The sequence below is a fragment of the Vibrio makurazakiensis genome (assembly GCF_050337375.1).
Classification (GTDB): domain Bacteria; phylum Pseudomonadota; class Gammaproteobacteria; order Enterobacterales; family Vibrionaceae; genus Vibrio; species Vibrio makurazakiensis.
On record NZ_JAKJSW010000002.1, the window covers coordinates 1 to 26,112 of the forward strand.

At 42.9% G+C, this 26,112-nt stretch carries 18 protein-coding genes; 12 read left to right on the top strand and 6 right to left on the bottom strand.

The genetic code is table 11. From position 1 onward, the window contains the following. Positions 1-181 precede the first annotated feature (181 nt). The gene (locus L4C33_RS00150) at positions 182-2,974 is read right to left on the bottom strand and encodes an insulinase family protein (protein WP_428810470.1); all 2,793 of its coding nucleotides are present in this window, start codon (positions 2,972-2,974) and stop codon (positions 182-184) included. A gap of 268 nt (positions 2,975-3,242) precedes the next feature. Between L4C33_RS00150 and sixA the strand changes: the two genes are divergently transcribed. Further along, positions 3,243-3,707: a phosphohistidine phosphatase SixA gene (gene sixA / locus L4C33_RS00155; RefSeq protein ID WP_428810471.1), complete on the top strand. Its 465-nt coding sequence runs from the start codon at positions 3,243-3,245 to the stop codon at positions 3,705-3,707. A gap of 172 nt (positions 3,708-3,879) precedes the next feature. On the opposite strand, the gene smrB is transcribed toward sixA, so the two are convergent. Further along, positions 3,880-4,410 (bottom strand): endonuclease SmrB, encoded by a 531-nt coding sequence (gene smrB, locus L4C33_RS00160; protein WP_428810472.1) that lies wholly within the window; start codon positions 4,408-4,410, stop codon positions 3,880-3,882. 62 nt (positions 4,411-4,472) lie between these two features. Between smrB and prmB the strand changes: the two genes are divergently transcribed. Together prmB and aroC are read left to right on the top strand one after the other, a co-directional pair. Continuing rightward, complete coding sequence (gene prmB, locus L4C33_RS00165; RefSeq protein ID WP_428810473.1) at positions 4,473-5,405, top strand: 50S ribosomal protein L3 N(5)-glutamine methyltransferase; 933 nt, start codon at positions 4,473-4,475, stop codon at positions 5,403-5,405. A gap of 201 nt (positions 5,406-5,606) precedes the next feature. Next, a complete protein-coding gene (aroC, locus tag L4C33_RS00170) occupies positions 5,607-6,692 on the top strand; it encodes a chorismate synthase (RefSeq protein ID WP_428810474.1) in 1,086 nt (361 codons plus the stop codon). 140 nt (positions 6,693-6,832) lie between these two features. Here aroC and L4C33_RS00175 read toward each other — a convergent pair whose 3' ends face one another. Next, positions 6,833-7,456 (bottom strand): trimeric intracellular cation channel family protein, encoded by a 624-nt coding sequence (locus L4C33_RS00175; RefSeq protein ID WP_428810475.1) that lies wholly within the window; start codon positions 7,454-7,456, stop codon positions 6,833-6,835. Between the two features lie 226 nt (positions 7,457-7,682). Here L4C33_RS00175 and L4C33_RS00180 point away from each other — a divergent pair, with 226 nt between their 5' ends. The 3 genes from L4C33_RS00180 (at position 7,683) to L4C33_RS00190 (ending at position 9,143) form a co-directional block, all read left to right on the top strand. Next, the gene (locus L4C33_RS00180; protein WP_428810476.1) at positions 7,683-8,213 is read left to right on the top strand and encodes an elongation factor P hydroxylase; all 531 of its coding nucleotides are present in this window, start codon (positions 7,683-7,685) and stop codon (positions 8,211-8,213) included. Between the two features lie 9 nt (positions 8,214-8,222). Beyond that, a complete protein-coding gene (locus tag L4C33_RS00185; RefSeq protein ID WP_428810477.1) occupies positions 8,223-8,486 on the top strand; it encodes a YfcL family protein in 264 nt (87 codons plus the stop codon). A gap of 129 nt (positions 8,487-8,615) precedes the next feature. Further along, positions 8,616-9,143, top strand: a complete 528-nt coding sequence (locus tag L4C33_RS00190) for an NADPH-dependent FMN reductase (protein ID WP_428810478.1) — start codon at positions 8,616-8,618, stop codon at positions 9,141-9,143. A 160-nt stretch (positions 9,144-9,303) separates the two neighbouring features. Here L4C33_RS00190 and L4C33_RS00195 read toward each other — a convergent pair whose 3' ends face one another. Both L4C33_RS00195 and L4C33_RS00200 read right to left on the bottom strand, forming a co-directional pair. After that, positions 9,304-12,330, bottom strand: coding sequence for an efflux RND transporter permease subunit (locus L4C33_RS00195; RefSeq protein WP_428810479.1), 3,027 nt, complete (start codon positions 12,328-12,330; stop codon positions 9,304-9,306). A 10-nt stretch (positions 12,331-12,340) separates the two neighbouring features. Next, complete coding sequence (locus tag L4C33_RS00200) at positions 12,341-13,141, bottom strand: efflux RND transporter periplasmic adaptor subunit (protein ID WP_428810480.1); 801 nt, start codon at positions 13,139-13,141, stop codon at positions 12,341-12,343. Positions 13,142-13,300: 159 nt separating this feature from the next. Here L4C33_RS00200 and L4C33_RS00205 point away from each other — a divergent pair, with 159 nt between their 5' ends. After that, positions 13,301-13,981 (top strand): response regulator transcription factor, encoded by a 681-nt coding sequence (locus L4C33_RS00205; protein WP_428810481.1) that lies wholly within the window; start codon positions 13,301-13,303, stop codon positions 13,979-13,981. Continuing rightward, positions 13,981-15,255, top strand: a complete 1,275-nt coding sequence (locus tag L4C33_RS00210; protein WP_428810482.1) for a sensor histidine kinase — start codon at positions 13,981-13,983, stop codon at positions 15,253-15,255. The genes L4C33_RS00205 and L4C33_RS00210 overlap by 1 nt, the downstream gene beginning before the upstream one ends. A 129-nt stretch (positions 15,256-15,384) precedes the next feature. Here L4C33_RS00210 and mnmC read toward each other — a convergent pair whose 3' ends face one another. Next, complete coding sequence (gene mnmC / locus L4C33_RS00215; protein WP_428810483.1) at positions 15,385-17,454, bottom strand: bifunctional tRNA (5-methylaminomethyl-2-thiouridine)(34)-methyltransferase MnmC2/FAD-dependent 5-carboxymethylaminomethyl-2-thiouridine(34) oxidoreductase MnmC1; 2,070 nt, start codon at positions 17,452-17,454, stop codon at positions 15,385-15,387. A gap of 128 nt (positions 17,455-17,582) precedes the next feature. Between mnmC and fabB the strand changes: the two genes are divergently transcribed. The 4 genes from fabB (at position 17,583) to L4C33_RS00235 (ending at position 26,090) form a co-directional block, all read left to right on the top strand. Then, positions 17,583-18,794 carry a beta-ketoacyl-ACP synthase I gene (fabB, locus tag L4C33_RS00220; RefSeq protein WP_428810484.1) on the top strand — a complete coding sequence of 404 codons (1,212 nt, stop codon included), beginning with the start codon at positions 17,583-17,585 and terminating at the stop codon, positions 18,792-18,794. 269 nt (positions 18,795-19,063) lie between these two features. Continuing rightward, positions 19,064-20,197, top strand: coding sequence for a 4-phosphoerythronate dehydrogenase (locus L4C33_RS00225; RefSeq protein WP_428810485.1), 1,134 nt, complete (start codon positions 19,064-19,066; stop codon positions 20,195-20,197). A 12-nt stretch (positions 20,198-20,209) separates the two neighbouring features. Then, entirely contained in the window at positions 20,210-21,223 is a 1,014-nt protein-coding gene (locus tag L4C33_RS00230) for an aspartate-semialdehyde dehydrogenase (protein WP_428810486.1), read from the top strand. Between the two features lie 238 nt (positions 21,224-21,461). Further along, positions 21,462-26,090 (top strand): FimV/HubP family polar landmark protein, encoded by a 4,629-nt coding sequence (locus L4C33_RS00235; RefSeq protein WP_428810496.1) that lies wholly within the window; start codon positions 21,462-21,464, stop codon positions 26,088-26,090. Positions 26,091-26,112: the final 22 nt, after the last annotated feature.

Genomic DNA, 26,112 nt, shown 5'->3' on the forward strand with positions numbered 1-26,112 from the left:
GTATAGAGTATAGATGAATCTTTCTACAAATAACACTGACATTGTCGCTTTTTAATAAAGCCGATTGTCTCGTTTAAAAGTAAGTTGAAAAAGCCCGCTTCAGTCATTGAAGCGGGCTTTTTATATTGATTTAGCGATCTGAATCTAGTTGATGGAGTTCAAACTAGGCAAGCATGCGAACTTACCCCAGCTCGCAATCTTTTGGTCTTAGTTGAAATTCATCAATCGAGCCAATTTCTACTCCAACAGACAAAGCTTCTTCCTCGTGGTGAGCATTACCTTGAGTATGCATGATCAGCCGGTTAGCGGTGCGAGGTTTAAGCTCGTTCACGACAAATCGAATCATATCGGAGCGCGATAGTGTTTTGAGCTCCTCAAGTACGTGCTCTCGTTGATTGAAGCCAAGGTCTTTATTGCCTATCGCAACCCATAGTCTTTGTGCTCGACCTCTTAATGTGGTGTCAGNTGTTGATATTTGATTCCATAATCCGCGTTTACTACTGTGCCATTGGTATTCATTGAGTTCGAGCAACACCATGTAAAATGCATTTAGAAATTCATCGATAGAAGCGATTAGATCAATAGGAGCGGCGTTTGGAGATTGAACATAACAAACAATTCCAGGATGTCGATTGAGTGGCATGTTCCCTGTTCCTACCATGTATCCAAGTTGTTGCTTGGTTCTAATCTCATGGAAAAACGCAGAAGACATAAGATGATTCGCTAATGAATACAGTGCAATACTGCGAGGAGTAATATCGGGGCATTGGTAATACACAACAATAGCGGAGTCTTCNTGGCCACATTCTACTTCACGCTGGAAGCTGCCGTTTTCTCCAAGCATAACTAGTGGGCGTAACGACTCTTCATATTGCTGACCTTGTACCCGTAATGCCTCTTTCAGTGTTGTCGCCATATTGTGTGCGTCACTTCGTTGCCAATCACCAAATACGAACATTTCAACGTGAAGCTCGGCAAGAATAGCCTGAACAAAAGAGGCTAGCTCATCGACTTCGATAGTTTCAAGCGCTTCAGATAGCACTTCATAAGGCGGGTTGTTAGGTTGAAGAACTCCAGTCATGGCGTTAAAAAGCTGTGAAATAGGACGATCTTGAGCGGAGTTACGCCAATTTCTTAACAACTGTTGCTTAATGGTTTCAAAGCGAGCTTCGCTAAAGTCACGAGCTGAAAAACGCTTGAGTATCATTTCCAGTAATTGCGGTTGTTTTTGGCTAAAGCCAGATAATGTCAGAGTGACCCCACCTTGATGAGAATACATGTTGTATCCCATTCCCGCGATTTCGGCTTGATAGGTTTCTTTTGCCAGCGAATCCAAGAACATCTCAACACATAAGCGAGTTTTTACAATGTTACGTGGGCTAGCAACCGCGTGTGGGCTATCAATCGCAATATAAAGTACGCCTTTAGGTACTCTGAATTGATTGTCTTGTAAGTGCCACAGCTTAAAGCCATCGAGATCTTCAATTAACTCTGGAAGCTGGCTGTCACCTTCAAGTGGAGATGGGTCTAGTTCATAACATATGAATGGGTTTTTCTGTGGTAACTCGAATCGCCATGCCGGGTTAATACGAGAAAAATCTTGTTTTTCTTCTTCAGAAAATGGCAGTACTGAGTATGGGGTGAAATACCATTGAGCAGTTTTGTCATGTTCTTTCCCTTCCTCATTGAGGCCGTGTGCAATGAGTGTCGCACGTAGGTTATCAACTTGAAAATATTGGAAAAGAGACTTCAAATGCGCTTCGTCATAGTGAGACATTTTGTAGTCACCATAAACCACATCGTCTTCTGGATAATGCTGCATATTCATGACGAGATGGCTAACAAGATCCATTGGTCGTGTTGGCTCTTGGAATCGGAAAGCGGATTCTAGAACGGCTCGTTTCTCTAGGTAGCGCCATTCATCCATGCCTTGTAGCTCTATTAGTTTAAGGTACTGGAATACCGCTTGAATAATATCATCTGTCCTTGGCAGCCCTTCAGGAGTTAAATTACAACTCACTGAGAAGTCTCGATAGTTACTACCACTAGCGCCACCACCTGCAGATAAAGAGGTGATCCAACCTTTCTCTTTTAACTGCATCATTAGGCTACCTTCTCCTTCATAGCCAAGTAGATGAGCAAAGAAAGAGAGCGGTTTAGTACCATAATGCGCATCCATTGATGGCATAGGGAACGTTAAGATCAACTTGCGAATTTCTTTTACAGGCTCAATGAAGACGAGCACACCCGTGCTGTTTTCGTCACTGATAGGTTCGGAAATTGTTTTATTGGCGAGCTGGTTATTTTTAATAGAAGAGAACTTTTCTTCGACCCACTGCTGCATTTCATCAAGGCTGTAGTTACTCGTCAGTGTGAGTGTCATTAAGTCGGCAGAGTAATGTTGCTGGTGGAAATTTAGGATCTCCTGACGAATGGACTGACCGTTTCTATCGCCAAGAGTGTCTAGGTTACCGACTGAAAACTTGGAAAGAGGGTGCTTTGGGTTAACCATTTCTTTTGTGACTTGGTATAGACGTCGAGCATCGTCATTCAGTTTCATCTTGTATTCAGACTCGACAGCTTGTCGTTCTTTATCTAATGCTTCTTCGTTGAATAAAGGCGCGCTAAAAAATTGACTGAACCGGTCTAACCCCGATTCAAATGCATTCGATTCAATATCAAAAAAGAAGCAAGTATGCTCTGTTCCGGTCCAAGCGTTATTACTTCCACCATGTTGGTTAATATAACTTTGAAACTCACCCACTTTAGGGTATTTTTCTGTGCCTAAAAAAAGCATATGCTCCAAATAATGAGCAAGACCTTCTCTATCTAGCGGATCATCAAAGTGGCCGACATTTACCGCGAGTGCCGCTGCAGCTTTTTGAGCATTTTGATCACGGATGAATAGAACGCGTAAACCGTTACTGAGTGTTAAGTATCGATATTGATGTTCATCATTTGGGCTTAAATGCACAGTGACTCTCCGGAGATGGTGATTCTTAAATTATGTACCCGATATAAATTGGTGCAAATCTTGCTCTTATATTTTGGGATATAAATGCTTTTTATTTCTGGTACTAAGAGTATTTATTTCTTTTATCAGATTGTTAAGAAAGTCGAACTCTTTAGCAAGCTACTTGATATAATTATTTATATTGAAACGAATTTCTCATGAATAGCAGTGTAAAACCGAAGAAGTTTGTTGATTGTTTTATAGATACACCACGGTAATAGGAACAACTATGAAAATATTCATTATGCGTCACGGCGAAGCGGAACACTTTGCTAATTCAGACGCAGAGCGAGTGCTAACCGAACGTGGTAAAAAACTGTCACTGTCTGTGGCGAAATCTGCACAAGAAATGGGATTCTCTCAGTTCGATAAAGTGCTTGTTAGCCCATATATTAGAGCGCAACAAACATGGCAAGAGATCTCAACGGTGTTTTCTACCGATAAAGTTGAAACTTGTGATGACATTACGCCATATGGAGAGTCTGGTCAGGTCTTTGATTTCACATTAGCGTTAGCAGAAGTCGAAAAACTAGATAGCCTATTGTTCGTTTCACATTTACCACTGGTGGGTTACTTAACGGCAGAGTTCGTAAAAGATATGATGCCACCGATGTTCCCTACGTCAGGCCTGATGTGCATTGACTATGATGTTGAGCAGCAGCGCGGTGAACTTTTGTGGAACATTAATTCTTAGTTTTAAGTTGCTACTTAGAACTTTGCCTTCAAAGCAAAAGTGAAGGTAACAGGGCGTACATGGCTATTATGTAGAGTGCCGTGAACGCCTTGTGTAGAGGTTTGTGATAGTAGGTTGCCTGTTTAGCGCTTCTTCACTGTTGATGTGGTGTGAATACCGAAGAGTTTGCAAATTACTTTTCTGGAATCGCAAGTAAGACTAACAAAGCGCCATGACCACCAAATTCTAATGGAGCTTGGTGAAAAGCCATTACATCGGGGTGCTGCGCTAACCAAAGCGGTACTTTCTGCTTCAATATATGTTTACCTATACCATGTTGCACACTCGCACATGACACACCTTCTTTAATGCAATGTGCAATCATAGCGCCTAGTTCGCGCTTAGCTTCTTGTTGGGTCATGCCGTGCATATCTAAATACACATCCGGTACGTATACACCGCGCCTTAATCGTTTGACTTCATATTTAGAAACATCATCACGCGCATAACGAGTTGGCCCTTCTTCACTGAGGTGAGGAATGAACTCGTCTGAGAAATAAAACTCGCTATCACTGGCTTGTCTGGCTGTTCGTGTGATTTCTTTTTGTTTGGTATTTCTTTTTGGCTGCTGGATTATGGTATCCTGTTGCAACTTTTTAACGCCCTTTACTGCATCGTTGAATAAGGCGAAGTCATCATCGAAGTCGGTGTCTTTTTTGCTCATCAGCTTATGAATTCTAATTAAAAACGTTATTAGCAGTATTGTAGCGCTTTTCGGAGACAATTTTGGATAAGATTTTTGTAGAGGAAGCGGTATCAGAACTACACACGCTTCAAGATGTAATTCGTTGGACTGTAAGTCGCTTTAACGCTGCTGGCCTATTTTATGGTCACGGAACTGATAATGCGTGGGATGAGGCGGTACAACTTATTTTGCCTACTCTTTATCTGCCAATTGATGTTCCTTCGCACGTATTAAACTCTCGCTTAACAAGCAGCGAGCGTCTACGCATTGTTGAACGTGTTATTAAGCGTATCAACGAGCGTACTCCAACGGCATACCTAACAAATAAAGCTTGGTTCTGTGGCCTTGAGTTTTTTGTAGATGAGCGCGTACTTGTGCCACGTTCGCCAATCGGTGAGCTAATCGAAGCTCAATTCCAACCTTGGTTAACAGAAGAGCCAGTTCGTATCATGGATATGTGTACGGGTAGTGGCTGTATTGCTATTGCATGTGCTCACGCATTCCCTGACGCAGAAGTTGACGCGATTGATATCTCAACGGATGCATTGCAAGTTGCTGAGCAAAACGTTCAAGATCACGGCATGGAGCAGCAAGTGTTCCCAATCCGTTCTGATCTTTTCCGTGATTTACCAAAAGAGAAGTACAACCTGATCGTATCGAACCCACCTTACGTGGACGAAGAAGATATGAACAGCCTACCTGATGAGTTTACTCATGAGCCAGAACTAGGCCTAGCTGCGGGTACTGATGGCCTTAAGCTAGTACGTCGCATTCTAGCTAACGCGCCAGACTACTTAACGGATGATGGTATTCTTATCTGTGRAGTAGGTAACTCTATGGTTCATATGATGGAACAGTACCCAGAGATCCCATTCACTTGGGTTGAATTCTCTAATGGTGGACATGGCGTATTCATGATCACTCGTGAGCAAATGGTTGCTTGCGCTGAAGAGTTCTCTATCTACAAAGATTAATCATTGTTCTTACATATCAATGAATATAAAACGTCAGCTATACGCTGGCGTTTTTTTATGCGCCAATTTTGGTGTAAGCAGCAAACCACAAAATAGCTTCGGATTAGGGGTTTACATCAAACCGTAATAAAGACACTATGAAATAATGAAAAATTAAAGTGTAAAGCCCAATTTACAGGGCTGTAATAGGTTGAGGAAGCAATGGCAGGAAACAGTATCGGACAACACTTCCGTGTGACGACATTCGGAGAAAGTCACGGTATCGCACTTGGATGTATCGTCGACGGGTGCCCACCAGGACTAGAAATTACAGAAGCTGACTTACAGAGAGATTTGGACCGTCGCCGTCCGGGTACTTCTCGTTATACGACTGCACGTCGTGAAGCTGATGAAGTGAAAATCTTGTCTGGTGTCTTTGAAGGGCAAACGACAGGTACTTCAATTGGTCTACTAATCGAAAATACTGACCAACGCTCAAAAGATTACTCTGAAATTAAAGATAAATTCCGCCCAGGTCATGCTGATTACACTTACCACCAAAAATACGGGGTACGTGATTACCGTGGTGGTGGTCGTTCTTCAGCTCGTGAAACGGCAATGCGTGTTGCTGCTGGTGCGATAGCTAAGAAATACCTGAAACAAGAGTTTGGCGTAGAAGTTCAAGCTTACTTGTCACAAATGGGTGATGTTTCAATTGATAAAGTTGATTGGAACGAAATCGAAAACAATGCGTTCTTCTGCCCAGATGAAGATAAAGTACCTGAGTTTGACCAGATGATCCGCGATCTTCTAAAAGAAGGTAACTCTATTGGCGCTAAAATTCAGGTTGTAGCAACTAAAGTACCAGTTGGACTTGGTGAGCCAATCTTTGACCGTTTAGATGCTGACATTGCACACGCTCTGATGAGCATTAATGCGGTGAAAGGTGTTGAAATTGGTGATGGCTTTGATGTTGTTAAGCAAAAGGGTAGCGAACATCGTGATCCTTTAACTCCTGAGGGTTTCACAAGTAACCACGCTGGTGGCATTCTGGGTGGTATTTCAACCGGTCAAGATATCGTAGCAAGCATTGCGCTTAAGCCGACTTCGAGTATTACTGTCCCGGGTGACACTATTACTAAAGATGGTGAACCGACGCAACTTATCACTAAAGGTCGTCACGACCCATGTGTAGGTATTCGTGCTGTGCCAATTGCTGAAGCGATGCTAGCGATTGTTCTACTGGATCATCTACTGCGTCATCGTGGTCAGAACTTTGGTGTGACAACAACGACTCCTCAGATATAGTTTCTGAAGCGTTTAGCGTAAGTTATTAGTACAAAAGCAAAAGGGTTGGCACTGCCAACCCTTTTTAGTATTTGTCTTAAATGACAGCTTAGCTTCACGAAATATACAGAACCTAGTGACTCTTCGAGCTGACTAGCACTTTAGTGAATAGAGCCTTCTGTTTCCAAGTGGAATGAAGGCAAGCGCCATTTAAAGCGTACTGCTGCCATTCGTAGCGTGTATCCGACAACTAACGTCACAATTGTGCTTGTCACATCATTCACTCCAAACTCTAGCAATGCTAGGTATAAGCCTGAAGCAAGTAAAGCGACAGATGCGTACAGTTCTTCGTGTAAAACCAGTGGTGTTTGGCGACAAATTAAGTCGCGAAGTAATCCACCAAATACGCCAGTCACTAAAGCAGAAACCATACAAATACCCGGGTGTAACCCCATATCAATAGCCACTTTAGTACCGATAATGCTGAATACAATTAGGCCAAGCGCATCTAAACGAATAAATAGACCTTTTAGTTTTATCACCCATTTCGCTAAGCCAGTGGTTATAACACCAGCCACACAGGTAATGGCTAAAAACTCAGGGTTTTCAACCCAGCCCAGTGGATAATGACCGAGCAGAATATCTCTGACAGTACCACCACCAATAGCCGTCGCACTTGCGACTAACATAACTCCAAACCAGTCCATTTTTTGTTTACCAGCACTGAGTGCGCCGGTCATGGCTTCAGCCGTGATGCCAATGATATACAAAACACTTAACAGCATTGCGTTATCTCTAAATGAATCTATAAAACTGAAAGGATTTCGGTTCTAGGATATAAAAACGATGCGAGAGTGTAGTGGCAAACTGAGTTTAAGGCGAATGAAAATTAGTATTTCGAAGCGGGCTTTCAGATTAGCTATGGTAATACTTTCGTGAAAAGTAGGGCTTTACCTTAACCTCAAAAAAAAGCAGAATGCTTTCGTTAACGGTTACCCCATAAAAAGCGCTATGACTCATCAATATCAAGACATCATTACCATCTTTAACGAGACTTTCTTTGACTCATACAACACTAAATTAGAGTTGGGTGGGGATGAACCCATTTACTTACCTGCCGATGAGAAAATTGAATACCATCGAATCGTTTTTGCGCGAGGCTTTTACGCGTCAGCATTACATGAAATAGCGCATTGGTGTGTGGCTGGTCCACAGCGTCGACTGTTGGAAGATTTTGGCTATTGGTACGAGCCGGATGGTCGAACTGAACAAGTGCAAGCTGAGTTTGAAAAAGTAGAAATCCGCCCACAAGCGTATGAATGGATCATAGCTAAAAGTGCAGGCTTTCCTTTTACGGTAAGCTGTGACAATCTACACGGCGATTTTGAACCTGATCGCTTAGCCTTTATGCATACAGTACATAAAGAAGTGATGGGGATTTTGGAGCAAGGTATTCCAGAACGAGTGAAGATGCTTTCAGAAGCGCTTCGTCGTCATTACCAAGTTGCTCCACTTTGTGCCAGCCAATTTATCGTGAAATAAGAGATTAAAATGATTATAGAATTCGAAGAAAAGCTTCTTGAACTGATTGATGCACGCATTGAAACAGCTTCTGACGATGAACTATTTGCTGGTGGCTACTTACGCGGTCATATCTCACTGTCTGTTGCATCTTGTGAAGAAGACGGTGTAGAAGACGTTACCGAAGTAAAATCTCGAATTGAGAATAGTCTAGATGAAGCTCGTGCAGAATTGACTCCAGCAGATCGCGTTATTGTAAATGACCTTTGGGTTGAACTACAAAACCTTGCATAAGTGATCAATCAAATGTGATATTAAACTCATTCGAAATAATTGAATGAGTTTGTATGATTTTTCTGGTTGTTCGATTTTTGGGTTCGGCTATTCTGAACCTACTTAAAGAGAACACCTAAAGGAAACATCATGAAAGTTATCGCATTTGGCGCAAGCACCAGCTCTACTTCTATCAATAAAGCACTAGCGACTTACGCTGCAAACTTGATTGAAGGTGCTGAAGTTAAAGTTTTAAACATCTCTGATTACAACGTACCTATGTTCAGTGAAGATACTGAAAAAGAGATCGGTCAAGCTGAAGGCGCACAAGCTTTCCTACGTGACCTTTCAGAAGCAGATGCTTTTGTTATCTCATTTGCTGAGCACAACGGACATTACCCTGCTGCTTATAAAAACCTATTTGATTGGTCAACTCGTATCGAGCGTTCAGTCTTCGGTGAGAAGCCGGCCGTTTATCTAGCGACGTCACCAGGCCCTGGTGGAGCGCAAACGGTACTTGGCGCTGCTGTTGGCTCTGCGCCATACTTTGGCGGTAACGTTAAAGCTTCAGTTTCAGTTCCTAGTTTCTATGACAACTTTGATTTTGAAACGGGTTCAATTAAAGATGACGCGATTGTTGCTCAACTTAAAGAAGCAGTAAGCAAATTAGCAGAATAATAGAGGTTCTATTTAGATTACTTTATCTAGAGCGAACTTATTAGTAATAAGAAAAAGCCTGATCATATATTTATGGTCAGGCTTTTTTATTTTGTGCCAGTTGGTTAACTGGCACTGTTCATGGCAAATATCAGCCAGCTCTTAAATTATCTGTAGGTTGTTAAATTGACGGTGTATTCACCTTCGTCGACTTACGACTAAAACATAGGGTGTACAAACACGGTATAACAATCAATACAATCGGTAGTGAGAACAGTAAGCCATAGCCTAGAGTCAGAGACATAGGGCCCATGTAAACGTCTGTACCACCAATCCCATAAGCTAAAGGTAATAGGCCAACAACAGTTGTAATCGAGGTCAAGAGTATTGGGCGAAGGCGACTTGCCGCAGCTTTAGTCACCGCTTCAATGACTTCCAACCCTTCAGCTCTCAATTCGTTTATTCTATTTATCAATACTAGTGAGTTATTGACGACAACTCCCGTCATACCAAGCACACCAATCAGTGCAAATAAAGACAAAGGCTGCATGTGCACAAATAACGCCATGAGTGCAGCAACGACGGCAAAGGGTATTACCGCCATAATCAGTAAAGGCTGTAATAGTGAACTAAACATAATCGCCAGAACAAAGTAGATGCNGACCATAGCAGCAGGGAAAGCGACTAAGAATCCAGACATGGTCTCGCTGGTATTCTCGGCTTCACCGCCAATATCTAGATGAACACTTTTGCCCACTTTTTGTGATAGCGCATCAGCTAGTTGTTGGCTTAGTTCTCCAGAGCCGACAGCTTCATCCACAATCTGAGCGCTTACAAGAACCTGACGGTCGCCGTTGTAGTGTAAAAGTTCACGAGGTGCGTGTACTTCCTGAACTTTAGCTAGGCGGTTTAGAGGTACTTTGATACCGCTAGGTGTCGTGATCTTGGTTGTTCTTAAGCGTTCAATGTTTCGGTATTCTTCATCAAGTAGGACTCGTAAGTTGACTTCTTGGTCACCGATCCAAGTTGACGAAACACTTTCACCATCAAATGCGATACGTAATGTTGTCGCAAGGTCTTGAACGGTTAGGTTGTAACGTGCCAACCATTCGTATTGCGGTAAAATTTGTAGCTGTGGGTCGGTCAGCTGTTCGTTGTTGGTGACCTTGTCTAGGCTCGGTTGATCACTCATCCAATCCATAACAATATCAACGGCTTGATTACGCTCTGCCTCGTTATTACTGATGACTCGAATTTCAATTGGTTCACCAGGAGGAGGTCCACCCGCATCAACAGTAAACTTAACGAAGTCGATAGCTGGGATAGCTTTCATTTTCTCGTTTAGGCTATCGGCAATTTGGTTTGCTGTTCGGTCTCGTTGTTCAAAATTAGTAAGAGTTAGCAGACCATTACTTGCAGGGCTGCCATAAGTCATGCGGTATGAAACCAATTCGTTTTTACCAAGGCTTGCGATGATCTCTTCGAATTTTGAGTGAGCAATACGAACTTGTTCTAGTGAAGCTCCTGGTTTCACTTCTGTATAAATTTCTACATATTTTGCAGTTTCACTAGGGAATATATCCAGCTTTAGGGTCGTTAATACTGCGCCACTGCCGATTAGGGTGACGATTGAAGCAAGCAATACCGACTTCTTCCACACTAAACATTTCGCCAGTAATGATTGGTAACGGTGAATAACACCGATGAAACGATCTTCTTTCTGCTCTTTTGCCTTTTCTTTTTTCAAGGAATTGGCAAGGTGAGCTGGTAGTGTAAAAGTACATTCAGCTAAAGAAAATAACAGTGCAGCAATAACGGTGATTGGGATAACCATGACTGCTTTCCCCATTGTTCCTGGAATGAAGAACATAGGAATGAACACTAAAGCTGTTGTCGTTAAGCTTGCAAAGATAGGGCGGATAACATTTTGTACACCAGTCGTTGCTGCTTCTAAAGGCGCTTTCCCTTTTTCTCTTTCTTGGTAAATGCTTTCTGCCACGATAACCGAATCATCAACAATTATTCCGATAACTAGAAGCATGGCGGCTAGCGTAATACTGTCTAGGTTCATGCCTAAAGCTGGTAGTACAGCCATGACACCTAGAACGCAAAACGGAATAGAAACCGCGACCCAAAATGCTACCGCACGTCTCAATATCATGCTTAGAACGATAAGAACAAGGATTAGACCGACACCGCCATTGGTGGTAACGATGGAAAACTTCTCGCTCATGTCATCAGCAAGGTTCAGCGAAATAGGGAATGAGTATTGACCATTAAGGCGCACTTCTTCCTGAGCAAGAAGTGCTTTTACGCGGTCTATTGTTGCAATGATGTCAGCATTTACACTTTTCGCTACGGTGAAGACAATCGCATTGTCACCGTTGATCATACCGAGTTCAGTGGCTTTCTCGAACGAGTCTGAAACCTTAGCAACATCACCTAAGCGAACAGTTTCACCAGTTGGTAATACTTTGATGATGGTGTTCGCTAGCTCTTCAATTGAATGAATTTGCGTAAGAGTCACGATGCGCTGTTCGCTGTTCCACGATTCAACRACACCGCCAGACAGTGATAAGTTACGCGTATTAATTGCGGAAGTAACGTCAGCTAAAGCTAACTGATAGCGAGACAGTTTTGATGGTTCAACCTCAATCCAGAATTCACGTTCTGTGAATCCAGACATTGCAACAGTACCTACACCGCCCACGCTGCGCAGCTTTTTCTCTAAATCACGAGCGTAGTTTTGCAGCTCTGTGTTCTCAAGTTCAGTTACGATACCAAATGTCATGACTTCGAATGAAGATGTGCTCTTTTGAGCCACAAGTGGCGGGTTAGAGATATCTTTGGGTAAGCCTTGAACTCGGTCTACTGCTTGTTGAATATCACGCACTGTCTGTGCAATGTCATAACCTTCATCAAGCTCAATACTGATGTAAGATTGTCCATCAAATGACTGAGAATTATATGTCGTTAGCCCTTGCACCGATTTGAGTTCTTTTTCGATTCGGTTAGTGATGTTCAGTTCAATATCTTGTGCTGATGCTCCAGGGTACTGAGTCGTAATTTCCACTTCTGCAAAAGCGATATCAGGTAGCTCCTGCAATTTTAGAATGCTCATTGATCCGACCCCGATCAAAAGCACCATAATGGTGATGATGCGAGCTAAAAAGCTACGCTCAGCGAAATAAGCAAGGAAGTTATTCATATGTCAGGTCCTATTGATTATTTGTTGAAACAACTTCAACGTTTGGATCGAACTCAGTCGTAGCGTGAATAGACATTCCAGGCTTGAAAAGGTGTTGTTCATTGTTGATTTCAACTTCAACAAAGTACGCAAAGGTCGCTGGATCGAGTTCAACCCCGATACGGTTGATTTGAGCATTTACACGATGAGCAGGCTGAGCTTCAGACCAAATTTGAATTGCTTGTCCGACAGAAAGCTCGCTCAAATCAAACTCACTGGCGAGCAGGCGAACATTGAGTCGGTCGATGTTCGTTAGTTTGTAAAGCAGGTCACCTTGATTAACCCAAGCACCATCTTCTACTGAACGGGCTATTACATAACCGTCGATAGCGGCGTTAACTTGTGTATTGGCTAAATCCAACGTGGCTTTTTCTAATTCAATTTTAGCTAGCGATAAGTTTGCTTTTGCTGCTGAATAATCTGCTTTCGCGACGTCTAATTCGTTTTGGGACAAACTCTTTTTAGAACGAAGCTCTTGATAGCGGGAGTAAACGGACTGCTTGATGTCTAAGTCTGCTTTGACTAAAGCAACATTCGCCTGTTGCTTACGAACTTCAAGTTTGAAATCTTGATCTTTAACTGTGGCTAGGAGTTTACCTTGAGTGATGATGTCTCCCGTTTGCCAGTTCGCTTGGTCAATAACACCGCTTACCTCTGATACGACATTAACAGGGCTTTTGCTGGTGGTTTTGCCTATCAGGTCAACCGCGTGACTAGCAGGTGTAAACATCATTGAAGTAATAAGGCAGGTGAGTAAATTCTTGTTCATCATGGTTCTCCCAGTATGTGATGGAAGCAGTATGAATTTTGTTATGTCGAGTTTTTGTCAAATACAATTCGACAAGTGTACGGGGTGAGAAAGTTTTCACATAAATTCGACGTGAAGTGGCTATGATGGGAAGTAGATTATTTTATTTATAGAGAACGCGTTATGCTTGAGAACAGTCGAATTCTAGTCGTTGAAGACAACGAAGAGCTTCAGGGTATTCTTGCCGACTTTTTAGAGGTTAAAGGGGCAGAGGTCGATTTTGCTGATAACGGTGTGTTAGGGCTTAAATTGGCTTTAGAAGAAGAATTTGATGCGATTATTCTTGATGTAATGATGCCGAAAAAAGACGGTATGCAGGTTGCAAAAGAGTTGAGAGAAGGTGGGTGTTCGACGCCTATCCTCATGCTGACGGCACTCAATGGTCAAGAGGATTTACTTAACGGTTTTGATAACGGTGTTGATGACTTCGTTAGCAAGCCTTTTCAATTCCCTGAACTAGAAGTTCGCTTATCTGCTTTGATTAAACGTTTCCGAGGTCAAGTTGCACCGGCATTGTTGACGTTTGGTGAGCTACAGATAGATGAAAAGACCAAGCTTATTACAAGAAATGGGTTCAAGTTGGTCACAACACCAGTGATGTATCAAATTTTGGTTACCTTGGTTAAAGCTCAAGGGGATGTAGTCTCTCGTGARACTATCATTCACCAGTTATGGGGCGACGACGTACCAGACAAAGATGTATTACGTAGCCATATTTATTTGCTGCGAAATGTTCTCGATAAACCATTTGAAAAACCCATGCTAAAAACTGTCCCTAAATTTGGCTTTCGTTTGGAATTGTAATGTTTAAATTTAAAGCATCATCAAAGGAAAAGCGGCCTCCTACTGGAAATATTGCAGCGGTCAAAAAAAGACTGGTGTTCACTTTTGCACGGATTGCCATTTCCGTGTCTATGGTGGTCTTTTTTGCTTTTTCCGTTCAACTGATACTCGAAGAAGACTTTCAAATAGAGCAGCATTTAGTGTCGTTCAACGAAATCGCGCAAAAGCATTATCAATTGGAACAAGTCGATAAAGCGATATTAAGTACGAATGTCACGGCGCACTACACTGCAACCTCATTGCCTGAAGTTTTAAAAGAAGAAATGCCGTATGCGTTAGGTGAAGTAACACGGATACGCTCTTTTGAAGAAGGAGGGTATATGGTGTTCTATTCCCAGTTTGTTTATCAAAGTAGAACGATTCCCCTTTACTTGGCAATAGATGCGCGTTCACTTGAGTTTGGCGACGACAACTGGAGTGGGTTAATGATTACATCGACTCTTTTGATGTTGTTTTTAGTTTGGTTTTTAAGTTTTTCCATTAAGCGTGTTTTTGATGGGCTGATGTCTCCGATTAGTGAGCTTTCTGAGCAGCTGAGTCAAAAGGGAAATGATCAATTTAGAGTTGATGAATATGCGATAGATGAAATCAAGTTGCTTACAAATCATCTCAATAGTTACACGCAAATGAAAGAACGAGTGGTTAAGCAAGAAATGATGTTTGCTAAGTACGCCAGCCATGAGTTGAAAACACCAATTGCGATTATTTCTGGAGCTGCCAACTTACAAGCAATGAAAGAAGATGATGCTGCCTTTCAGGCGAAGCAGCGCCAGCGAATTGTCGGTGCTGTTGATAATATGCAATCTACGGTCGAAATCTTACTTAATATCGTTAAGCAGGAAAATGCGACGACAAGTGATGAGTTATGGGATATTCACGATCAAACAATTTCGGTGAATGAACTGAGCAAAAAAGCGGAAGCTGGGGTTGAGGTTACTTTAGTTGTTGAACCTAAAACAAAACTGRATTTCTCCCCGTCAGTACTTAAAATGATATTGAAAAACTTAGTTAATAACTCTGTTCGTTTTACTGAAGAGGGCTCAATTGCTATTCATATTTCAAATAATCGAATTGCGGTGAAAGATTCGGGTGTTGGTTTGTCTGACGAAAATGAAACGGAACATGGGCTTGGGCTTTTGATCGTGAGGCGATTATGCAGTGTTTACGGTTGGGAGTTTGAACTTAAAGATAATAAGAGTGAGCCGGGGTGTATCGCTGAACTCGTGAAGTTATAACTCGCATCATGAATTTGTAAACAAAGCCCGAATTGAATGTTGTCAATTCGGGCTTTGTTGTTTTAGGGCTAGTATTCCTTTAAGTCGAGCGGTAGGAATACAAGGTTGTGGTTGAGTTTATTCGAATTACTACTCAGCTTTCTTGTTTGAGACCCAGCCGGCAGTGAGAGCTTTGCCTTTACGTAACCTACGAACCCACATCCGACTTGGGTGAATGGCCTCTAAAACGTCGACTGGCAGAGGTAAAGGGTTTCCACAAATCTGTGATGCTAAAACTTCAGCAAGTAATGGCGCTGAGCTTAGTCCGCGAGAGCCTAATCCGATAAAGCAATATAGGTTCGGGTAACTTGCCACTGGCTCAATGTTCTCTATTGAATCACGTTGAGGATTAAAGTTGTGCAAGTTTTGATATTGCTCTTTGATTGATTCAAAGTCGCCAACGTTTCCAACAAACGGCAAGTGGTCTCGGCTCACGCTACGAATGCCCTGGCGTGATAGGTTTGCACTAGTATCTACGTCTTTTGTCCACTCTTGCTCAGGCAAAGAGCCATGAAGTCGCTCACCGTTGTGCTGCTGAACTTCAGGGTCAAATTTTTGGTCAATGTTACTTTTATCGTAGTTAGCCCCAATACAGTGACGCCCGTTATTTGGGTTTTGCGGTGTTAAATATCCGTCGAAACAAAGTACCGTTTTCAGTTTACTCAAACTCTCAGTTGTAGGGATATGGCTAACCTGACCTTTTACAGGGGTTAATGGAACCGGTTGAGTTTGTTGGAATTGAGTGAACTTATGACCATTTGCTACAACCACTTGATCGTGGCAAGTGACCATTTCACCTTGTGGCGTTTGTATGGTGAGTTGCCACTGTTTACTCGCCTCTAACCATTCAAGCTTGATGACTTGATGTTGGTAGTGTGCGGTCACTTTTTCAGCTTCTTCCAATTGTTGAATCAAACCTTGAGTCAACTGTAATGGGCTTAGCCACCCGCCTAATGGGAAGTAGACGCTCTCTTTATCGACAGGTAAGCCAATGGTATTGTTTGCTTGTTCTGGCGTTAAATGCTGAATAAGGTCTGTGTGGAAGTTGCCTTCCAACATTCGATTGAGCTTTTTAGTTGATCCTGCATCCCACATTAAAATATTTACACCACACCAATCATGGTCAAATTTAATCGAGTGAGCCGCTTGGTTAATGAATTGTCGAGCGAACAGTAACCCTGGGCCAAACACGCGTGAAACATTGGACGTCGCTTCGCTTAGCAGTGGATAAATAGCCCCTTGGTTGTTTCCTGATGCATTGCCTGCTGCTTGCTCGTGTTCGCAATAAAGGGTGACCTCTTTACCACGTCGGCTCAACGTTTTCGCGAGGGCGGCGCTTGCAACACCACCACCAATAATAGCAATGTCATTAGATTCATTGTGTGCTGAAAGCCCGTACCAAGGCTTGATGTTTGAGTACTCTTTCTTATCTGTGAGTGTGCCAGCGATCATTTCTCGCTTTGTACCAAAGCCTTTGACTTTTTTCATGTCAAAGCCAGCYTCAATTAGTCCACGACGCACAAATCCAGCAGCGGTGAAGGTGGCACAAGAACAGTCTTGTTTTGCCATTTTCGCCATGCCGTTAAAGAGGGTTTGATTCCACATTTCTGGGTTTTTACTTGGTGCAAAGCCATCTAAGAACCAAGCATCGATCAACCCTTGCTGTGGGGTTGGAACATTTGGCATGCAGTCTTTAATGTCACCAAACCATAAGTCGAGCGTGATCGCTCCATCACCTAAAACGATACGATGACACTCAGGTAGAGCTATAGGGTAGTGCTCTTGGAGTTGTGTCGCATAATCCGCTAATTCTGGCCATGCTTGGTGTGCTTTAATGAGATCATCTTTATTTAGAGGATATTTCTCAAAACTAACGAAATGTAATTCTTTGGTTGTCGCTTGTGGGTTTTCTTTTAAAAACGCATCAAACCATTGCCAAACCGCGAGGAAGTTTAAGCCAGTACCAAAGCCCGTTTCAGCGATAACAAAACGGCGTTGATCGTGCTCAAGCCAACGCTCTGGAAGGTGGTTTTGTTTCAAGAAGACGTATCTAGTTTCTTCTAAACCATTCACATTTGAGAAGTAAACGTCGTCGAATTGGTCAGAAACAGGAGTGCCAGCGTCGTTCCAGCCAAGCTCTGCGTTGGTAATTGAAGTCATAAAATCTATCATTTTGTGATTTGAGGCGATATGTTAGGGGTGATTGTACGAATTTCTAGGAAAGCTGACCACTTTTGTTATGCTTCTTAGTTATCATCTAGCTGAATTTTGAATTATAGGAATGTCACATGAAACGAGTCGTAATCACCGGTATGGGTATTGTTTCAAGTATCGGTAACAACGTCGAAGAAGTTTTAACGTCTCTAAAAGCGGGTAAATCTGGTATCACAGCTTCAGAGCAGTTCAAGGAAAAAGGCCTTCGCTCTCAAGTTTGGGGCAACCTTAAAATGAACCCTGCTGAACATATCGATCGTAAAAAGATGCGTTTCATGGGCGATGCTGCAGCATTTGCATACCTATCAATGCTGCAAGCAATTGCTGACTCTGGTTTAACAGAAGATCAAGTTTCTAATGACCGCACAGGTATCGTTGCTGGTTCTGGTGGTGCTTCATCTCTAAACCAAGTAAACGCAGTAGATATCCTACGTGAGAAAGGCGTTAAACGTGTTGGTCCATACATGGTTCCACGTACAATGGCTTCAACAGTTTCTGCTTGTCTAGCGACTCCTTTCAAAATCCGTGGTGTGAACTATTCAATGAGCTCTGCATGTGCGACTTCTGCACACTGTATTGGTCATGCAATGGAACTTATCCAACTAGGTAAGCAAGACGTTGTATTCGCTGGTGGCGGTGAAGAACTAGATTGGTCTCTGACTATGATGTTCGATGCTATGGGCGCGCTTTCTTCTAAATACAACGATACGCCTGAGCAAGCTTCTCGTACATACGATGCTGATCGTGACGGTTTTGTTATCTCTGGTGGCGGCGGTATGCTAGTTATCGAAGAGCTTGAGCACGCAGTTGCACGTGGTGCTAAGATCTACGGTGAAATCGTAGGTTACGGTGCGACTTCAGATGGCTACGACATGGTTGCTCCTTCTGGTGAAGGCGCTGTTCGTTGTATGAAAATGGCGATGCAAAACGTTGACGGCGTAGATTACGTGAACACTCACGGTACTTCTACTCCAGTAGGTGATGTTAAAGAACTTGGCGCAATCCAAGAAGTATTCGGTGGCAACAGCCCTGCAATCTCTGCAACTAAAGCGATGACTGGTCACGCTCTAGGTGCTGCTGGTGTACACGAAGCTATTTACTCAACGCTAATGCTAGACAACAGCTTCATCGCTCCAAGCATTAACGTTTCAAACCTAGACGAAGCAGCAGCTGGTCTAGATATCGTAACTGAAGCTCGCGAGCAAGAATTAACGACAGTTATGTCGAACAGCTTTGGTTTCGGTGGTACTAACGCAACACTAGTTATCAAAAAGTACCAAGACTAAACCTCGAATTAGTTTGAAGGTTTCCAGAGCTTGATCAGTGCTTATATTTAATAACGCTGATTGAACAGACGCAGACTCTGTCTCCTGGAGAGCGAGACAGGATCCTTTTGTTCTGGATATTTGCCCGATTGTTTATCAGTCGGGCATTTTTCTTTCTACAACCTAATATTTCGTCCTGATCTTTCCCCATGACTTTAATTACCCTCGACAGTGACTAGGTAATTTTGCACAATCATTTCAATTCACTCTTTATAGAAAGTACCCGCCACATGAAAATCTTAATTGATGAAAATATGCCTTACGCAGAAGATTTGTTTAGTCAGCTAGGTGACGTAACAATGAAATCTGGTCGAACGTTAACTGCTGACGATTTAGTGGATGTAGATGCTCTGATGATTCGCTCAGTGACTAAAGTTAACGAAGCTTTGATTAGCAAGGCCAACAAACTTAAATTCGTTGGAACCGCAACAGCAGGTATGGATCACGTCGACCAAGAACTCATGAAAGAACGAGGTATCTTTTTCACTGCTGCACCAGGCTGTAACAAAGTTGGTGTCGCTGAGTATGCGTTTAGTGCAATGATGGTTCTGGCACAACAACACGGTTTTTCTGTATTTGATAAAACGGTGGGTATTATTGGTTGTGGCCAAGTAGGTAGCTACCTGGCTAAATGCCTACAGGGTATTGGGATTAAAGTTCTTTTAAATGATCCACTGAAGCAAGCAGAAGGTGATACCCGTGAATTTACGGAACTTTCAACACTGCTTGAACAGTCGGATGTTATTACCCTACATACACCTATAACTAAAACAGGTGACTACCCAACTCACCACCTGATTAATGAGACGGTTCTAAATAACCTACGTCATGATCAAATTCTAATTAATGCAGCGCGTGGCCCAATTGTTGATAACACAGCGCTGAAGGCGCGCCTTCAGAAAAATGATGGTTTTATCGCAGTATTAGATGTATTTGAGTTTGAACCTGAAGTGGATATGGAGCTGCTACCATTATTAGCATTTGCTACACCACATGTAGCAGGCTACGGTTTGGAAGGTAAAGCTCGTGGTACAACGATGATTTTTAACAGCTATTGTGAGTTTTTAGGTAATGACCAACGTGCGTACGCGAGTGACTTATTACCTACAGCACCAGTACCTGCAATGAAATTAGATCGCGCTTGGGATGAAGCAACACTGCACAATTTGACTCAGTTGATTTATGATGTGCGCAAAGACGATGCGTTGTTCCGTCGTAATATCGCTACGCCTGGGTCTTTCGACAAAATGCGTAAAGAGTATTGGGACCGTAGAGAGTACAGCGCAATCGAGTTATCGGGCGATGAAAACTGCAATTTAGCACCCCTTGCTAAACTCGGTTTTATGATAAAGCCAACTTTATAAAAGAGAGAAACAATGAGCCAAGAATTTAATATTGCTATTTTAGGTGCAACTGGTGCGGTTGGTGAAACCATCCTTGAAGTACTTAAAGAGCGTAAATTCCCTGTTGGAGAAATGCACTTACTTGCAAGTGAACGTAGTGAAGGTAAAACTTCTCGTTTCAATGGCAAAACAATTCAAGTGCAAAACGTAGAAGACTTCGATTGGTCTCAAGTACATATTGCATTTTTCTCTGCTGGTAGTGATCTTTCTGAAAAATGGGCTCCAGTAGCAGCTGATGAAGGTGTTGTGGTTATCGACAATACTTCACGATTCCGTTACGAGTACGATGTTCCACTTGTCGTGCCTGAAGTGAACCCAGAAGCAATTGCAGAGTTTCGTAACCGCAACATTATTGCGAACCCAAACTGTTCTACGATCCAAATGCTTGTAGCACTTAAACCGATTCATGATGAAGTAGGCCTAGAACGTATTAACGTATCGACGTACCAATCAGTGTCTGGTGCAGGTAAAACCGGCATTGATGAGTTAGCGGGTCAAACTGCGAGACTATTGAATGGTATGCCTGCAGAGCCTTCGGCTTTCTCTCAGCAGATCGCGTTTAACTGTATTCCTCAAATTGATGAGTTTACAGAGAACGGCTACACTCGCGAAGAAATGAAGATGGTTTGGGAAACTCAAAAAATCTTTAACGATTCTTCAATTACAGTTAACCCTACATGTGTACGTGTTCCTGTATTCTACGGTCACGCAGAATCTCTACATGTTGAAACTCGTTCACCAATTGGCGCTGATCAAGTTATCCAACTTCTAGAAAACACCGAAGGCGTTGAAGTATTCCAGAACCTAGATTTCCCAACTCAAGTTCGTGACTCCGGTGGTAAAGACCACGTAATGGTCGGCCGTATTCGTAATGATATTAGCCACCATAGCGGAATCAACATGTGGGTTGTGGCTGATAACGTTCGTAAGGGCGCAGCAACTAACGCAGTTCAAATTGCCGAAGTTCTGATCCGTGATTACTTTTAATCCGTCATAGCTTTGAAATGTAAGGCCTCACTAATTAGTGGGGCTTTTTCGTAATATCGATGGAATGATATGCGATATGAAGAGAGTTCTTTGTATTTATCGCTGCTGTGACACATTTTTTGTCTTCCCTCCTATAGTTTTACGGCATTTATCCGATATATTTAATAGATCATAATTTTTATTCGTTCCCAAGCACATAGCTGAGCCTTATATGCGTCAAATTTTTAAGCGTTTGTTAATGCCGTTAGCACTAGCAGCCGCGACTCAGATTTCTATTGTTCAAGCAGATACTATTCGAGTTGTTGGCCCGAATGGTCAAGTTCAGACGTCTCCTACTTTTTCTGAACCCGTTCAAAGAGCAAGCCAACCATCTTCAACGAGTCAGCCGTCACGTTTTTATGGACCAACAAGGTCGGACGAAACGTTGTGGTCAATTGCCTCTAAATTACGTCCGGCAAATAATGTATCGGTTCAGCAAACCCTTTTTGCAATATACCGTTTGAACCCTCAAGCATTTGAAAACCAGAATATTCATAGTTTGCTTCCTTCAAGCAACCTAAGAGTTCCATCTTTAGCTCAAGTAAGAAGTACTTCCACACAACAAGCTGTAGCTATTATGGATTCTCATTTGGCGAAGCTAAATGTTTCTCCGCGACCACCNCGTGTTGTATCTCAACCCGTGCCTGCTACCCAGCCAAGAGTGGCAACTCCGAATCCGACCGTTAAGCCTCAAGAGCCAAAACCAGCGGTTGTTACGCAACCAAAAGTGCAAACTAACCCAACAGCTGGTGTTAATGCGCTAGAGCAACAGTTGGAAGTTTCGGAAACGGAACTGCTGGCGCTTGAAGAGAAAAATCATCAATTACGTTTAATGTTGTCTAACGTCCAGTCTGAAGTCGATGTACTTAAAGATGAATTGAGTGACGAAGACCGTATTCGCAGTGAAGTCGAAAAGCTACTGGCTGAAGAGCGCAAAAAAGTAGCTGAAGAGCAAAAAATGGCTCCGAGCGCATTGGATAAATTCTTATCCAATGGTTGGTTAGTCGCATTACTAGCGATTATTCCTGGTCTATTGATTGCTCTGATCGTAGTTGTTCTATTGGGACGTAAATCGAATAAAGAAGAAGATTCAGAAGAGCAAGAGCCTGTTCAACAGGTACAAGATACGAGTGCTGAGGCTCCGCCAATCACGATTAATGATGATCTGGACGACATGGATGACCTGTCTTTAGACGATGATCTGTTTGGTGATGACTCTGACACTGAAGCATTATTTGGCGATGATACTCTTGCTGAAGAAGACGACGTTTTTGCAGGGCTTGATAACGATGACTTAGACTTCAGCCTAGATGGAGATGAAGGTGACGATCCGTTTGCAAGCATTGGTGATGACGGCGACCTAGACGCTGGCTTTGACGATTTAGATAGCGCTACTGGTATTAGTGTTAATGGTGATGACAAAGCGTTAGGTCTAGAAGAGATGGAACGCGCACTCGATGAGTCTGTTGGTGATAGTGACGATTCGGCAGAGAGTGAATTTGACTTATCCGATGATAGCGCAATGTCGTCAGAAGATATTGAAGCATTACTTTCAGAAGATAGCCCGGCGGAAGACCTAGGGGCAGACGCGCTTGATCAGTCATTCTTGGACGACTTACTGTCGGCTGCCGATGATGGTGACAGTGACGATGAATTTGATATAGATGCGCTGATTTCGGATCAACAAGAACCGGAGCCGTCCTCTAAGCCAAGTGATGTCGATGAATCAGAGTTCGATTTGAGTGACGAATCTTTTGATTCGGGAATGGCTTCAGACGGTGATATTGACGATATTCTTTCTCAGTTTGAAAACGACTCTGACGAAGAAGCGGTTGATTACGTTGATGAGGCTGAACCAAGTGTTGGGGCCGAGAGTACAGATTTATTAGATGAATTACTCGAAGATGACGTAATTGATCTAGCGGAGTCAACAGACTTACTTGAAGACGTAATGAACGAGTCTGAATCGTTATCTGAAGAAGATGAATTTGACCCTCTTGCTGAGCTCGAAGAGCTTGCAGGCTTGCCGACCGATGAAAGCTTAGAGCTTGATGAAGATAGTACCGAGACTCTTGAAGATCTATTTGGTAACGATGACAAAGAAACCTTTGAGTTAGATGATAGTAGTACAGACCTGCTTGATGAGTTATTACAAGATGAAGCGGAAGAAAGCAGTGTAAACGAACTCGATATTTCTTTAGACAATGATGAAACTTTGGATGAATTATTGGCCGGGGACYCTGCGAATGAAGTAGAGCTTGATAGCAGTGAAAGCCTAGACCCATTCGACGACTTGTTAACTGAAGGCATAGATGAAAGCAGTGATTTTGAATCTGAGTTTGCTTCAGCATTAGAAAGCGAAGTCTCAGATACATCAGACTTAGACATTGATGCTTTAATTTCAGAAACAGAAGAGCTTGCGCCAGAGAAAGAAGTTGAAAGCGCAGAGTTAGAACAATCCCCTGAACAGGTACAAGATCTTGGCTTGGGTGTGGATGCTGAAGAGCAGTCACCAACGATAGAGCAAACGGAAGCGCCTAAGCCTGAAAGTGAGGTTGTTGAGCCATCTGTAGAAGAAGAGTTCAATAGCGAAGACTTCATTGATGATCTCTTTGACGCAGCACCAGAAACGGATGCGCTGTTGGATGATGTTCTTGGTTTGGAAGATAGTGTTGAGAATGAAGTTCAACCAGAAGCTTCAGCTCCTATCGAATCTGCAGAACCATCGAGTAGCGGTTCTGAACCCGTACAACCAGAAAATATCGTGCCGCCTGCCACTGAAGTGGAGTCTCCTGAATTTGAAGATGCTGAGGTTGGGACATTAGATGAACAGAGTCTAAGTGACCCTGAAGAAGAATTGGTTGAAGACTGGCTGTCTGAGGCTATTGATGACGTCGAGTCTTCGAGTGATTTCACTACCGATTTTGACTTCACACCAGAACTACAAGGCAGCGAAGGACTGGAATTTGAAGAAGATTCTGCAGAGCCTGTTACTTCACCTGAAAATGCGGACCTTACTCCGCCTGACCATGCTGAAGAGGCAGAAGCTGCTCCTTCTGAACCTGAAGTGTTGCCAGAAGAACCTGCTCCACTAGTTAATCCAGAACCAGAACCAGAACCAGAACCAGAACCGTCCGCTCCGGCTGAAAATATGCCAGAGTCGATTCCAAATGAATTTGGGGTTCCTCAGGATGATGACTGGCTGATAGATGATGAGTTAGAAGTTGCAGACGAACCTGCAATGGAGCCTGCACCAGAAGCTCCTACTGAACAGCCAGAACCAAGCGAAGAAGCTGAGTCTGACGAGTTGGCGATTGATGACTTAGAACTTCCAGAGTTCAACGAAGAAGATGCACTGGCGGAGTTTGACCTTGAACCTGAAGTTGCTGAAGAACCAGCAATGGAGCCTGCACCAGAAGTTCCTGCAGAACAGCCAGAACCAAGYGCAGRAGCTGAATCTGACGAATTGGCGATTGATGACTTAGAACTTCCAGAGYTCAACGAAGAAGATGCACTCGCGGAGTTTGACNTTGAGCCTGAAGTTGCTGAAGAACCAGCAATGGAGCCTGCACCAGAAGYTCCTGNAGARCAGCCNGAACCAAGTGCAGAAGCTGAATCTGACGANTTRGCGATTGATGATTTAGANCTTCCAGAGTTCAACGAAGAAGATGCACTGGCAGAGTTTGACCTTGAGCCTGAAGTTGTTGAAGAACCAGCAATGGAACCTGCACCAGACATTCCTACAGAGCAGCCAGAGCCAAGTGTAGAAGCTGAATCTGACGAATTAGCAATTGATGATTTAGAGCTTCCTGAATTCAACGAAGAAGATGCACTGGCAGATGTGACTAGTGAAGCCGATCATGACTCGCTTGAACAAGACTTACCTGATGAGCATGCTCAAGAAGCATTGAATGACTTTGAGTTACCTGAATATAACGAAGAAGATGCTATTGCAGATGCTGCTCAATTCGACAACCTTGAAGAAGCACATGAGCCAATTCCGCAAGAACCAAGTGCTGAGTTTGATGAAAGTGRGCTCCCAGAATATAACGAAGATGATGCCTTAGCGGATGCTTTTTCTGAGTCGACTCCTCAGCCGGAAACAGCGGTAAATGTTGAGAATGATTTATCTGACCAAGATGCTCTTCATGATTTGTTCGCTAGTACCGACGATTTAGTCGAACTAACAGAGTCTGATGAGTTTGGTGACTTCGATGAGTCTGCATTGGCTGAATTATTATCAGAAGACGTTCAAGATAGTGTTGATTCCATGTTTAGCCAACCGCTTGATGCAACATCTATTGATAGCGCTGGACTTAATATTGAAGCCATGCTTGAAGTTGGTGGTGAAGACTGGAACGGTTTTAGTTTATCTCCAGAGCAACAATCTGATCTTCCGAGCGATTTCCCCCCTGAAGAGCAAGCTGTATGGGACTCAGTTAAACAGCAGGTTGAACCAGAAATTCAGGAAGAAAACTGGGGCAATCAAGATGATTTAACTGAGCCAAGTTCCAAGACAAATCAGTTTATGACCATTGATGAGTTAATGGCTCAAGTTGATGGCGAAGGTGAACAAGTTAGCCCTGATGAAGAAGAGTTAAAACTGGATGTTGGGTTGAATGAATTCCCTGATGTTATCGGTGATATTGGTGAAGTCGATGTCGACAGTAACGCAGAAGCCGCAGGTAAATTGGATCTAGCGAAGATTTACATCGAAATGAGCGACCCACAAGGTGCGATTAAGTTACTTGAAGAAGCCATTGTAGATGGCGGAGATGAAATACGCCGGGAAGCTAAAAATCTGATTGATACGTTAAACGGTCGATAAACCATCTGAAAAACAAAAAGGG